This window comes from Bradyrhizobium sp. 179 (assembly GCF_023073535.1).
GTDB lineage: Bacteria > Pseudomonadota > Alphaproteobacteria > Rhizobiales > Xanthobacteraceae > Bradyrhizobium.
Genome location: NZ_JADPJR010000002.1, coordinates 47,153 through 59,654, shown reverse-complemented (window position 1 = coordinate 59,654; position 12,502 = coordinate 47,153). Strand labels below are relative to the sequence as shown.

General features: G+C 63.6%; 11 protein-coding genes and 1 tRNA gene. 8 read left to right on the top strand and 4 right to left on the bottom strand.

The annotated features are described in order from the left end of the window. Positions 1–37: 37 nt before the first annotated feature. On the bottom strand, positions 38–3,094 hold the full coding sequence (locus IVB12_RS00335) for an AAA family ATPase (protein ID WP_247294512.1): 3,057 nt from the start codon (positions 3,092–3,094) through the stop codon (positions 38–40). A gap of 259 nt (positions 3,095–3,353) precedes the next feature. On the opposite strand from IVB12_RS00335, the gene IVB12_RS00330 reads away from it, so the two are divergent. Together IVB12_RS00330 and IVB12_RS00325 are read left to right on the top strand one after the other, a co-directional pair. Next, positions 3,354–3,848 (top strand): hypothetical protein, encoded by a 495-nt coding sequence (locus tag IVB12_RS00330; protein WP_247277917.1) that lies wholly within the window; start codon positions 3,354–3,356, stop codon positions 3,846–3,848. 308 nt (positions 3,849–4,156) lie between these two features. Then, entirely contained in the window at positions 4,157–5,194 is a 1,038-nt protein-coding gene (locus IVB12_RS00325) for a thermonuclease family protein (protein WP_247294510.1), read from the top strand. 89 nt (positions 5,195–5,283) lie between these two features. On the opposite strand, the gene IVB12_RS00320 is transcribed toward IVB12_RS00325, so the two are convergent. Together IVB12_RS00320 and IVB12_RS00315 are read right to left on the bottom strand one after the other, a co-directional pair. Next, positions 5,284–5,360: transfer RNA gene (locus IVB12_RS00320), tRNA-Met, on the bottom strand. Positions 5,361–5,871: 511 nt separating this feature from the next. Next, entirely contained in the window at positions 5,872–6,633 is a 762-nt protein-coding gene (locus IVB12_RS00315) for an SDR family oxidoreductase (RefSeq protein WP_247294508.1), read from the bottom strand. A gap of 136 nt (positions 6,634–6,769) precedes the next feature. On the opposite strand from IVB12_RS00315, the gene IVB12_RS00310 reads away from it, so the two are divergent. Continuing rightward, the gene (locus tag IVB12_RS00310; protein ID WP_247294507.1) at positions 6,770–7,282 is read left to right on the top strand and encodes a CvpA family protein; all 513 of its coding nucleotides are present in this window, start codon (positions 6,770–6,772) and stop codon (positions 7,280–7,282) included. A 201-nt stretch (positions 7,283–7,483) separates the two neighbouring features. Continuing rightward, entirely contained in the window at positions 7,484–8,266 is a 783-nt protein-coding gene (locus IVB12_RS00305; protein WP_247294506.1) for an SDR family oxidoreductase, read from the top strand. Positions 8,267–8,313: 47 nt separating this feature from the next. Here the strand turns inward: IVB12_RS00305 and IVB12_RS00300 are convergent, their stop codons facing one another. Then, complete coding sequence (locus tag IVB12_RS00300) at positions 8,314–8,790, bottom strand: DUF3775 domain-containing protein (protein WP_247294505.1); 477 nt, start codon at positions 8,788–8,790, stop codon at positions 8,314–8,316. A gap of 112 nt (positions 8,791–8,902) precedes the next feature. Between IVB12_RS00300 and IVB12_RS00295 the strand changes: the two genes are divergently transcribed. The 4 genes from IVB12_RS00295 (at position 8,903) to IVB12_RS00280 (ending at position 12,476) form a co-directional block, all read left to right on the top strand. After that, entirely contained in the window at positions 8,903–9,751 is an 849-nt protein-coding gene (locus IVB12_RS00295; protein ID WP_247294504.1) for an MBL fold metallo-hydrolase, read from the top strand. A 210-nt stretch (positions 9,752–9,961) separates the two neighbouring features. Beyond that, complete coding sequence (locus IVB12_RS00290; RefSeq protein WP_247294503.1) at positions 9,962–10,804, top strand: fumarylacetoacetate hydrolase family protein; 843 nt, start codon at positions 9,962–9,964, stop codon at positions 10,802–10,804. A 175-nt stretch (positions 10,805–10,979) separates the two neighbouring features. Then, the gene (locus IVB12_RS00285) at positions 10,980–11,591 is read left to right on the top strand and encodes a glutathione S-transferase family protein (protein WP_247294502.1); all 612 of its coding nucleotides are present in this window, start codon (positions 10,980–10,982) and stop codon (positions 11,589–11,591) included. A 15-nt stretch (positions 11,592–11,606) separates the two neighbouring features. After that, positions 11,607–12,476 carry an MBL fold metallo-hydrolase gene (locus IVB12_RS00280; RefSeq protein WP_247294501.1) on the top strand — a complete coding sequence of 290 codons (870 nt, stop codon included), beginning with the start codon at positions 11,607–11,609 and terminating at the stop codon, positions 12,474–12,476. The last annotated feature ends 26 nt before the right edge of the window (positions 12,477–12,502 follow it).

Sequence of the window (12,502 nt, the reverse complement as noted above, 5' to 3'; positions counted from 1 at the left end):
GTCGGCCGCAGCGGTGCCGTCGCGGACCCTGTCGGGGTCAGGTCAGCTCGTCGCCCCGCGCCAGCATATCGTTCAGCATCGCCTCGGCCTTGTGCTGGAGCGGCCGCGCGCCGCTCTCGGAGGCGATCGCGATGCTGGCGCGCAGCGCGGCGAGGACGGCGGCCTTGCCTTCGGCGCTGGACGCCGGCGTCACCACGGCTTCGCCAAGCAGGGCCTCGGCCTCGAGGCCCGAAAACCCCTGCTGGCGCGCCGTGTTGCGCGCCTCGCGCAGCATGTTCTGCGCAGTCCCGGCATCGCCGAGGCGCCAGGTCGCCAGCGCCAGGTAGATCGAGCTGCGCAGCACCGCCGAGGTATAGCCGACCGCCTTCGCCTCCTCGCGCGCCTCGGTCAACATGCCCCGCGCCCGGTCGAACAGGCCCTGGTCCAGATAGGCCATGCCGAGATGGCAGGCGAGCACCGGCACGAACAGCCGGATGCCGTGCTTCTGCGCGAGGACAAACCCGTCCTCAAGGATGGAAGCGGCGGCTGCCGGATCATTCTGCCCCAGCTTCAGCCAGCCGCCGCTATAGGCGGCTGCGACGCGGTCGTAGGGACGACCCGTCTCCCCCGCTATCGCAGCGGCCTCACGCTGGAGCTGCTCGGCGACATCGAGCTCGCCCATCACGGTGCGGGTGATGCTGTTCATCATGCAGCAAAGGAGGAGCAAAGATCGTGGGGTCGTGCCGATCGGAGCACTCGCTGTTGGACTCGCGAGATGGGCGCGGGCCGTGGCCAGCATCTTCTCGGCGTGATGGTAGCGGCCGGAAAGAAAATAGGCCTGCCCAAGACCATATTGGGCGAGGTTGCGCCAGCCGGGATTGCCCGAGCTTTCGGCCAGATCCACCACGTCTTCCCCGATCGCGACAGCTTCGACCGGCGCTCCATAGAAGTTCTGTGCGCCCGCCCTCATGGTCATGGCCGCGACCTTGCGCTCAATGTCGTTGATCGCATCGGCTCGCCGTTCGGCCTCCCTTCCCAGATCCAGGGCTTCCGCGACGCGCCCAGATCCGGCAAAGGCCAGACGTGCTTCCATTCGGATGTCAATGGCGTCCACCTCTCGCGCGTGCGTCATTGGGGTCTTGTCGAGAGATCCCATCGCAATCTCGAAATAGTCGACCGCGCCGGCATAGGCCGAGCGAACCAGGCATTTTCGAGCAGCGCTCCTGCCATGCTCGAACGCCTTCTGCCAGTCCGTTGCTCGCGTCGCGTGATAGCAGAGCGTATCCGGATCGTCGGCCCATGCCTCGTCGCCTTCGAGGGCGGCAAGTATGCTGGCATGGATGCTTTCGCGCACCTTCTCGACCATCGAATCGTAGGTCACCTGCCTGACCATCTCGTGCCGAAATTCGAGCGAGTCCTCCAACTCACTGTCGATCTTGACCAGCAATTCGGCCCGGTCGAGTGCGGCGAGGCAATCCTGCAGGACTTTTTCCGGCAGGGCCGCTACTTTCCGCAACATGGCTTGGTTGGCCCGGCGTCCGAGCGCCGCGGCGATCTGAAGAAGTGACCTTTCCTGCCGAGACACGCGATCGAGCCGTGCCGCGATCACACCTTGAATGCTGCTGGGAATGCCGAGCTCGTCCACAGGACGCACAACGGAAAGATCACCCCACTGGCCAAGAAGCAGGCCGCTGTCCTTCAGACTGCGGCAGACCTCCTCGATGAACAGCGGAACGTTGGCCGTGTGAGAGATGATCCGATTCTTCAGGTCCGTATTCGAGGTAGCGGGGCCAAGCATCTCCGCGAGCATGGCCAGACCCGAATCGTCGTCGAGAGGCCGCATCGCCACGATCTCCGCCTGACAATTTGCGATCCACACCGGCATTCCGTTGGGCCGCGTCGTCAGCAGCACAAGCAAATCGGGGCTTTGCAGCCCGGAGAGGGTGGCCACAATCGTGTCGCTGGCCCGATCGATCCAATGCAGGTCTTCGATCAGAAGGACGGTGCGTTGGCGACGGGCGACGCTCGCGACGATCGCGCAGCTCGCGTCTGAAATCGCGCGGCCGCGGGCGTGAGGCTCCAATTCGTCCCATTGCGGATCGGAAATCGGTAAGTCCAGGACCGCATCGATGGCGCGCTGCTGCACCACCGGCAACGCGCCTCTGGGATTATCCGTCCTGGTCTGATCCCTCCCAGCTGCATCAAATACCGACAGCAACAAGCGCTTGAGGGCGCTGTACGGAGCGCCCTGGAGATTCGGGCTGCACTCGGCATCGATCAGCCGCCAGCCGCTGGCTCGAAGGTCCTGGGCGAACTCATGTGCGAGCCGCGACTTACCAATGCCGGCATCCCCCATCAGCAGAACCGTTTGCCGGCCGGCGGCGACCCTTTCCGTCGCGCGCCATAGCAATGCCCGCTCCGTCGTGCGGTCGACGAAACGGGAAACGCTGCGCGCACGTCGGACCCGCCAGCTCGACAGATCGCTCGCGCCCATGATCCGGTACACGGGCATGGGCTCGCCAAAACCACGGAGCGCTTTTCGGCCCAGGAATTCAAAGCGCACATGTCCGTCCGCGAGCTCCTGGCAGGCTTGCGAAACATAGATCTGGTTCGCCTCGGCCGCGGCTTCCAGCCGGGCTGCCAGATGCTGGGCGGCTCCGCCGATCTCATAGACTTTGGAAAATTCGCTGGCGACCATGTAGGCCACTACATGGCCTGAGTGGAGGCCAACCCGGACCTGAAGCCCCGGGTCCCCCAGGCTGCCGACACGCCGGACAAGTTCGATGGCTGCGTGGCACGCTAGCGGGGCATGGTTGTCGTCGGCGATCGGAGCGCCGAATACCGCGGCCAACCCGTCGCCCAACTCTTTACTGACGATGCCGCCAAACTGGCGCACCGCGCCTCTCATCGCCGCAAGAGCCGGTTCGAGACGCGACACCGCCGCCTCGGGCTCCAGCTCGGCAACAAGTCCCGTGGAATCGACGACGTCAGCGCGCAGAATGGTCACAAAGCGTCGCTCGCTGTCGGGATCAACACGCTCGCGCACCGCCGCTCCGCATTTGGAGCACCAGCTATCGCCGGGATCAATCGTCGACTGACACGCGAAGCAATGCATTTCAGCCCCTTCAACGAACTGCCTCGGCAGTCCCGCTTCCAACGCCTGCGAGGCGTTTGGCGTACATTACCCATAGAGGAATGCATGGCAATCGGGCTTGCGCGATACGCGATGTTACCGGATCGTGGCTCTCTGGACGAAGTGCAGTCGTGGGTGGTAGCGTGCCTGCACACAACGAATGTGTGATCGGCGGCAGCGTGACGCGTATTTCGGCCGCCAGCACCAAGTTTTGACAACAGGCATATCGGGGAAAGAGGCGATGGCCGGACTGGTATATAGCGGCAAGGCATTTCGAGACTTGATGAACAGAAATTACTATCCCCTGGCGAACATGAAAAAGAGCGTCGCCAAGCTCAAGGAATCGGACGACATCGATCTGCCGACGCTGGAATATGGCCAGTACCACCTGATCCTGAACCCGCCATCCAAGTGGCCGCAGGGAAGCGCCAAGTACTGGCACAAGGAGAAGGGCCGGGCCCGCGTCGACCTCAGCACCCAGCCGAACACGGCCCCGCTGTCCAAGGACGAGCCCGGTGTCATCCCTCTGACGCGATGCGATCTGCTCGATGCGTGCGTCCGGAAATGTTTCAATTCCGAACCGCCGATCCCGATGAAGACGAACATCATCACGCACAAGGCGAGCGATGCCTATGCGCACCGCCACGAGATCCGGCTGGAGTGGGAGTACAGGAATGGCGAGGACAAGGCGCCGACGCTGCTCTATCTGACGATGGTCTGTCCGCACCGATCGTGATCTTCAGAAGCATTCTTCTTGGTTCAAGAACCCATTGCCGCCCGCGCGACAGGCGCGCGGGCGCCTTATTGCGACTGACGCCACTCGCCCAAGGCCTGCCGTCCGGCGCTCTACCCCTTCGAGCGCATGCCCCCGTGACAACGTCGTTGCCAGCATGGCGTAGCCGAGAGCTGGCGCCACGGCGGCAACGCGTCGCGCCTGTCCTGGCCGCCGTCATGGGCCTGTCGCACGAAGATGCTCGGTTACGCCTCACTGTTCGCGCGAATCGCTTCCTCAGAAGTCGTCGTGCGCCGTGACAGGAGCGGCCAATGCCCGTTGGACTGTTGGAGGTTGAAGGTACGATTGATGTCGGCCAGTTCTGGCCGGAGGGGCGGTCGGACGCCGACACCACCAAGGTCGTGGTGGCCATCGCGCCGGACGCGATCCGCTTCCGCAAGAACGACTCTTCGCCATTCCAGCCGACCCACGCCTTCGGGGGCGCCAAGGTCAAGGGCCGGACCACAACGGCACCGATCAAGAACGGCAAGCTCACCGTCCGCCTCCAGGGCATCGACGCACCGGAGCTGCACTACCAGCCCTCGCCTCTCTCGACGGCCGAGAAGAAGGGGCTGACGGAGGCCAAGCGGCAGGCCTATCACGAGGTCACGCATTCCTACCGGCAATTCCTCGGCGCCACCGCCAGCAAGGTGCTGCACGATTTCCTCAGCCGTCCCGGCGAAGTCACCCTTCCCTGCCGCGTGTTCACCCATGTCGATGCGCCGAACGAGGTGTTCGACACTTATGCGCGGCTGGTCGGCGACATCGAGGTGACGATTGGTGGCGAGACCATCGACATCAATCACTGGCTGGTCGAGCAGGGCTTTGCCTATCCGACGTTCTACTCCTCGATGAATGAGGACGAGATCAGGGCCTTCCTCGCGCTCGCCAAGACGGCGCGCGCGAAGAAGCTGCCGGTCTGGAAACATCTCGCCAAGACGATTGGCGCCTTCGACTTCGGCCTGCGCGAGCCCAGGGCCGGCGAGACCGCTGTGCTCGCGACCGACAAGGGCCCGGTGATCCTGCCAAAGCTCTACCGCCGCTACACCAACTGGTCGGCACGCAAGAAGGCCAAGATCGCGAGCCAGACCTTCCAGAAGTTTTTGGGCGAAGGCTCCGGTGGCAAGCCCGACACCTGTTACGAGATCGATGACTTCCTGGCGAACGGCGTGCACTCGGCGACGCCGCGCAATTTTGCGGAGTTCGTCGAGGGCGGGAAGACGATCAAGTTTCAGCCGGAGGGGCTGGTGTTTGGGGAGGCGCCGTCGACGCTGGTGGGCGCGGACGGGAAGGTGGTTAGGGAATTTTGAGGGGCGGGCTTTAGCAAACAAACATTTACTGAACAAAAATGGCCCGCTTCATGCGGGCCATTTCGTATCAGATCTGGTCAATCCGAATTTGGTTGCGGGGATAGGATTTGAACCTATGACCTTCAGGTTATGAGCCTGACGAGCTACCGGGCTGCTCCACCCCGCGTTAAACACTTGCTTTGCCTTCGCCAAAGGCCGGGGACGATCGGTTGAGGCCGGCGCTGTTCGCGTGGCTTGCTTCGTCCGTCCCAAAGGCTTCCTTGGAAGGCGACCCGGGGCAAAGCCCGTCGGGTGCGGGGCGTATGTAACAAGGCGGGCCGCCTTTGGAAAGGGCTGCGGGAACGTTTTTTTCGACTTTGTGACATGCGGATGGACCGGTTTTGGGGCCGCTTGGCATGCACTTGCCAGGAGTTCCGCATAGAGCCAGCTTGGCCGCAGCAAAATCAGGGTGCATCGTCATTTTTGGGGAATGCTGCCAGGACCGTGCCTGGACCACCCCTTGGACAGTCCCTGACAAACACCCCGCTGTGCAGGCACTGGAGGATGCCTTTCGTGCCATGGTCGCGCGGGCGCGGCCGAGCCGGGTCGCGGCGGCCGCGGGACGCAATCTGATGCCTGTTGCTTTGTCCGGGACGAGATCGGAGTAAAGCTCTCGCGCGCCAATAGCGCAGCGTAACTCAATTCAACAAGAACCCGCCGTCCACCGTCACCACACTGCCCGTCATGTAGCGCGAGGCGTTCGACGCCAGCAGCAGGATCGCGCCGTCGAGATCGGACTCGGCGCCGACGCGGCGCTGGGGGATGCGCTTGGTCAGGCGCTCGCCTGCGGGCGTCGACCAGAAGGCGTGGTTCATCTCGGTATCGATATAGCCGGGCGCGAGCGCGTTGATGCGGATGTTCTGGCCCGCAAGCTCCAGCGCCATCGCCTTGGTCGCTTGGAGGATGCCGGCTTTGGAGATCGCGTAAGGAGAGACCGCCTTCAGCACGCCGGTGCCGAGCACGGAGGCGATGTTGACGATGTTGCCCGGCTGCTTGCGCGCAATCATGCGCCGCACCACTTCCGTCGCGAGAAAGTAGGCGCCCTTCAGGTTGGCGCCGATCACGGCATCCCAATCAGCCTCGGTCTGCTCGGTCGCGAGCTTCTCGATGGCGATGCCGGCATTGTTAATCAGCACGGTGACAGGCCCGAGCGCGGCTTCCGCCGCATCGACCGCCCTGGCGATCGACGCGGTATCGGTGACGTCGAGCGCGACAGCCGCGGCGCGACCACCCGTGCCGCGGATCTCTTCTTCCAGGCTCTTCAGCTTGTCGGTCTGCCGCGCCGCAAGCGCGACGGATGCACCATGCGCCGCCAGCACCCGGGCAAATTGCCGCCCCAGCCCCTGGCTCGCGCCGGTCACGAGGATGGTTTCTTTACTGACGTCGAATAGGTCTGCCATGACGATTTCCTTGGGCGTAATCCCTGAGCTTTTGAAGCCATCAATACAGACGATTTTAGCGATCTGAAACCGGAATGATCGGCTTGGCGTTCATTCGTTCCAGCGCAGCAGCGTTCGCCGAGGTGGGCTCGCAGGCATGAACAGTTTCGATCTCGCGGTCTATTCGGCACTCGCCATCGCGGTCGGCCTCGGTTTCAGGACCGGGCTGCTGCGCAGCGCCATGACCATCCTCGCCTATCTGCTCGCCGCGCCGATGGCGGTGGCGCTGATGCCGCTGATCGCGCCGCAGATCGCAGCCAACGCGAATTCACCGCTGCTCCAGAACTGGATCTGGTTCTTCGCCATCTTCGTGGTGATCGGCATGCTGCTCGGGCATATCGGCCGCACCGCGCTGAACGACACTATCGGCGAGGCCGGCATCGGCGACCGGCTCGGCGGCGCCGCGCTCGGCACCATCAGGGTCGGCCTCGTCGCCACCACGCTGGTAGCGGTGTTCGACCAGATCGTGCCGGCCAACCGCCAGCCGCCTTTTCTCGCCGGCTCGCATCTGCGCCCGCTGTTCTCGACGGTAGGACAGATGGGATTCAAGTCGCTGCCGCCGGAGGCGGCTGCCGCGATCGACCGCCTCAAGCAGGAGCGGCGCATCTGAAGCGCGATAAGATCGCGCTTTGTTGTTTGGGCATGATCTCTTCGGAAAACCGCGATAAATTCTTCCGGACCATGCCTGCGCATTTGCATCGCCGCAACGCGCGCCATGCATTTTGAAGCGGGCCCGTCCCTTATCAGCAGCGTCGAGGTTGGATAGAGTAGCCGCTGTCCAAAACCAATCTGACATTACGGGAGTGAAACAGTGGATCTTGGGATCAAAGGTCGCCGCGCCATCGTCTGCGCATCCAGCAAGGGCCTCGGGCGCGCCTGCGCCATCTCGCTGGCCGAGGCCGGGGTTCATGTCACCCTAACCGCGCGCGGTGCCGAGGCCTTGAAGAAGACGGCCGACGACATCCGCAAAGCCTATCCCGACGTGACCGTCACCGAGATCGTCGGCGACATCACGACGCCGGCAGGCCGCGAGGCCGTGCTGAAGGCCTGCCCCGAGCCTGATATCCTGATCAACAATGCCGGCGGCCCGCCGCCCGGCGATTTCCGCAACTGGACTCGCGACGATTGGATCAAGGCAATCGACGCCAACATGCTCACCCCGATCGAGCTGATCAAGGCGACGGTGGACGGCATGATGGCGCGCAAGTTCGGCCGCATCGTCAACATCACCTCGGCCGCCGTGAAGGCGCCGATCGACATCCTCGGCCTTTCCAACGGCGCGCGCGCCGGCCTCACCGGCTTCATCGCCGGCCTGTCGCGCAAGACCGTGATCAACAACGTCACCATCAATGGCCTGTTGCCTGGCCCGTTCGAGACTGACCGCCTGACGGGCACCGCCAAGGCCGAGGCCGACAAGCGCGGCGTCACGCCGGAGCAGATCCTGGCCGAGCGCGCCAAGCAGAACCCCGCCGGCCGATTCGGCCAGCCCGACGAGTTCGGCTATGCCTGCGCCTTCCTGTGCGGCGCCAAGGCCGGCTTCATCACCGGGCAGAACATTTTGCTGGATGGCGGCGCGTTCCCGGGGACGCTGTAGTCGCGCATCTCGCTCTCCCCGTTCTTACGGGGAGAGCACTCTCCGTCTCACCGCTGCTTGGTCGGCTCGTCTTCGTCCTGCTGACTTGGAGCCGAGGAATCAGCGGTGGTGCGCTCGTCGGTCCAGTCGATGCCGAATGCGTCGAGACCGTCGGCGAGCAGATCGCCCAGCATGGGCTCGCCGAGCAGATAGCGCACCGTTTCGCGGCGCGGACTGCGATATTCACTCCGCGCCTCCACTGCGCGGGTGCGCAAATCGTCCCAATCATCGATCGTGCCGTCGCCGCGGCCGAGCCAGGTCAGCGCGACGAGATCGAGCTGCTCGTCCTCGTTCAGGGCAATCATGAAGCTCCCGAGCTCTTGGACGACGGGATCGGAGCCGTCGTCCTCGAGAACGTCGAGCGCATCGTCATCGCTCGGGTTCGAGCCGGAATCCGGATCGGAATCGCCCTCCTTGACGTCCAATTCGCGCGCCTTCTCAATGATGAAAGCGACTTTTTCAGCGGATATTGCAAGCTCTGGCATGGCTCCTCCTCCGGTTCCCGCGGTAACGCCGCATCGCGTCAGATGATCCATTGCGCTCCATGGCGGAAGGCCGCATGTTTCGGCACCAAAACAAGAACATGGGAAGGCGCCGATGCGGTGGAAGGTGGGCAGGGTCAAAATCACGAAGGTGGTGGAATTGGAGACGGTCGGCTCGACCCGCTTCATCCTGCCGCTCGCAGGGAACGCAGAGATCCAGAAGTTGCCGTGGCTGATCCCGCATTTCGCCACCGAAGAAGGCCGGCTGAAGATGTCGATCCATTCGCTGGTGGTGGAGACGCCGACGCGCCGGATCGTGGTCGACACCGGGCTCGGCAACGACAAGCAGGGCCGCAACGTCCCAACCTGGAATCATCGCAGCACACCATTTCTGGAGACGATGACAGCGGCAGGCTTTGCGCCTGACAGCATCGACACGGTGCTGTGCACGCATCTTCACGTCGATCATGTCGGCTGGAATACGACGCTGGTCGACGGCCGATGGGTGCCTACATTCCCGAAGGCGCGGTACGTCTTCGGCAAGACCGAATACGAGCACTGGCGCGACCACTCCGCTGAACCGGACAAGGCAGCGGTGTTCAATGATTCCGTGCAGCCGATCATCGATGCCGACAGAGCCGATCTTATCGCGAGCGACCACCGGCTCTGCGACGAGATCAGCATGATCCCGACGCCAGGCCACAGCCCCGGCCATATGAGCATCCTGATCCAGTCCGACGGCGAGCAGGCTCTGCTCACCGGCGACGTCGCTCATCATCCTTGCCAGATGGCGCATCTCGACTGGTCCTCGACCGCGGATTCCAACCAGGCGCAATCGGCCGAAACGCGGCGCGACTTGTTCGGCCGCTTTGCCGACACGCCGACGCTGGTGATCGGCGGGCATTTCTCGGCCGGGCATATCAAGCGGGATGGAGATGCGTTCAGGTTTGTGGCGCTGGGGTGACGGTACTCCTCATGGTGAGGAGCGCGTCTTCGCGCGTCTCGAACCATGAAGGCCCCGCCCGCGGCCATCCTTCGAGATGCCCGCCTTCGACGGGCCCTCAGGATGAGGGGGTGTAATGCGGAAACGCCCGGCAGTGAGCGGTTGAATTTCCCGCCGCCCTGTTCCATGAAGCTGTTCAACCGATCGGTCCATTCCCAGGGAGAAACGAGAATGAAGCTTGTTCGTTATGGCGAGAAGGGTGCGGAAAAGCCCGGCCTGATCGACAAATCCGGCCAGTTGCGCGACCTGTCGGCGCATGTGAAGGACCTGACCGGTGAGGCCTATGCGCCGGAATCTCTGAAAAAGCTGGCGGGCCTCGACCCCGCCTCGCTGCCCGCGGTGTCCGGCAAGCCCCGCTTCGGCGCACCCGTCACCGGCATCTCGAAATTCGTCGCCATCGGCCTCAATTACAGCGACCACGCCAAGGAGACGGGCGCTGCAATCCCGACCGAGCCGATCATCTTCATGAAGGCCAACACCTCGCTCTCCGGCCCGAACGATCCGGTCGAGAAGCCGCGCGGCTCGACCAAGCTCGACTGGGAAGTCGAGATCGCCGCGATCATCGGCACCCGCGCCAAATATGTCTCGGAAGCCGACGCGCTGAACTACGTCGCCGGCTATTGCGTCTGCAACGACGTCTCCGAACGCAACTTCCAGACCGAGCGCCTGGGCCAATGGACCAAGGGCAAGTCGCACGACACGTTCGGCCCGCTCGGCCCATGGCTCGCCACCAAGGACGAGATCAAGGACGTGCAGGAGCTCTCGATGTGGCTCGACGTCAACGGTCAGCGCCGCCAGACCGGCTCGACCAAGACGATGATCTTCTCGATGGCCAAGTGCGTCTCCTACGTCTCGCAGTTCATGACGCTCTTGCCCGGCGACATCATCACCACGGGCACCCCGCCCGGCGTCGGCCTCGGCATGAAGCCGCCGACCTTCCTCAATGTCGGCGACGTCGTCACGCTCGGCATCGAAGGTCTCGGCGAGCAGCGCCAGGAGATCATCGCGGCGTAGGCGTCTCCGCCTCATCCTGAGGAGCGCGCAATGCGCGTCAAGGATGCGCCAATAACACGGTCACTCGACGCATTGGCCGGGTGACGAGAGAACGCCTCCCATTCCATCCTTCGAGACGCGCGAAGAGGCGCGCTCCTCAGGATGAGGCTTGTATGTTTGGATAGAGGTTATTCAGATGAAACTAACCTTCTCCCCCGCCTCGCCCTTCGCCCGCAAGGTGCGCATCGCTGCGATCGAGCTCGGGCTGATCGACAAGATCGAGCTCGTGCCCGCAACGGTCGCGCCGGGCATGGCCAACGAGGATTATTCGCGCATCACGCCGCTGAAGAAGCTGCCGGTGCTGATCACCAACGACGGCGACGTGATTTTGGACTCCTACGTCATCGTCGAATATCTCAACGAGATCGCCGGCGGCAGCCTGATCCCGGACTACGGGCCGCGGCGCTGGAAGACCAAGACCAACCACTCGCTGCTCAACGGCATGCTCGATTCCATGCTGCTGTGCCGCTACGAGAAGATGGTGCGGCCGCAGGGCCTGCAATGGCAGGCATGGTCGGACGACCATTGGAACAGGGCCTGGACCGGCATGGCACGCTTCGAGAATATGCCAGAGGTTCTGAACGGCCCGTTTGACATCTCGCAGATCGGCCTCGTTTGCGTGCTCGGCTATGCCGACTTCCGCTTCGCCGATTGCGGCTGGCGCAAGGCCTATCCGAAGCTCGACGCCTTCCATCAGAGAATGCTGGAGCGGGCTTCCGTGAAAATCTCGGCGCCGCCTCCGGCATAATTCGCAGGAGCTCTCATGAGCCTCAAATACTCCGTCGGCGAGCTCACCATCCATCGCGTCATCGAGCAGGAAGTCCCGTTCTTCCCGGCGCTGGAGTTCATTCCCGGGCTGACGGCGGAGGTGCTGGCCGAGAACCGGGCATGGATGCGGCAGGCCAAGGCACTGGACGAGCAGGACACGCTGATCCTGTGCTTCCAGTCCTACGTGGTGAAGACGCCGCATCACACCATTCTGATCGACAGTTGCATCGGCAACGACAAGCCGCGGCCGCAGCGGCCGAAATGGCACATGAAGACCGACGACACGTATCTGCGCGGGCTCAATGCTGCCGGCGTATCGGTGGACGACATCGACTTCGTGATGTGCACGCATCTGCATGCCGATCATGTCGGCTGGAACACCCGGCTCGAGAACGGCCGCTGGGTGCCGACCTTCCCCAAGGCGCGCTACGTCTTCGCTAAGCGTGAGTTCGACTACTGGACCGAGCAGAATGCGAAGGCGGAGATCCCGCCCTTTGCCGACAGCGTGCTGCCGGTGGTGGAGGCGGGGCGCCACGAACTCGTCGGCAGCGACCATCAGATCGGCGATCACATCCGCATCCTGCCGACGCCGGGCCACACGCCGGGCCATGTCGCCTTCACTGCCGGACGCGGCAAGGACGATGCGGTGTTCTCCGGCGATCTCATCCACTCGCCGTTGCAGGCGCTCTATCCCGAGCTGTCGATGAAGTTCGACGTCGATCAGGCGACCGCGGCGAAAACGCGCCGCGGCTTCCTGGAGCGCTATTGCGACACCGACACGCTGTGCTGCACGGCGCATTTCCCATCGCCGTCGGTGGGCAAGATCAAGCGCAAGGGCAGCGGCTTCGTCTGCGCGGCGGCCTAGCGGAACGGCCTCTCTTCACATGCCCG

Coding starts and splice junctions, on each gene's coding strand:
- IVB12_RS00335 (WP_247294512.1), bottom strand. CDS start 3,094: ATGCATTGCTTCGCGTGTCAGTCGACGATTGATCCCGGCGATAGCTGG.
- IVB12_RS00330 (WP_247277917.1), top strand. CDS start 3,354: ATGGCCGGACTGGTATATAGCGGCAAGGCATTTCGAGACTTGATGAAC.
- IVB12_RS00325 (WP_247294510.1), top strand. CDS start 4,157: ATGCCCGTTGGACTGTTGGAGGTTGAAGGTACGATTGATGTCGGCCAG.
- IVB12_RS00315 (WP_247294508.1), bottom strand. CDS start 6,633: ATGGCAGACCTATTCGACGTCAGTAAAGAAACCATCCTCGTGACCGGC.
- IVB12_RS00310 (WP_247294507.1), top strand. CDS start 6,770: ATGAACAGTTTCGATCTCGCGGTCTATTCGGCACTCGCCATCGCGGTC.
- IVB12_RS00300 (WP_247294505.1), bottom strand. CDS start 8,790: ATGCCAGAGCTTGCAATATCCGCTGAAAAAGTCGCTTTCATCATTGAG.
- IVB12_RS00295 (WP_247294504.1), top strand. CDS start 8,903: ATGCGGTGGAAGGTGGGCAGGGTCAAAATCACGAAGGTGGTGGAATTG.
- IVB12_RS00290 (WP_247294503.1), top strand. CDS start 9,962: ATGAAGCTTGTTCGTTATGGCGAGAAGGGTGCGGAAAAGCCCGGCCTG.
- IVB12_RS00285 (WP_247294502.1), top strand. CDS start 10,980: ATGAAACTAACCTTCTCCCCCGCCTCGCCCTTCGCCCGCAAGGTGCGC.
- IVB12_RS00280 (WP_247294501.1), top strand. CDS start 11,607: ATGAGCCTCAAATACTCCGTCGGCGAGCTCACCATCCATCGCGTCATC.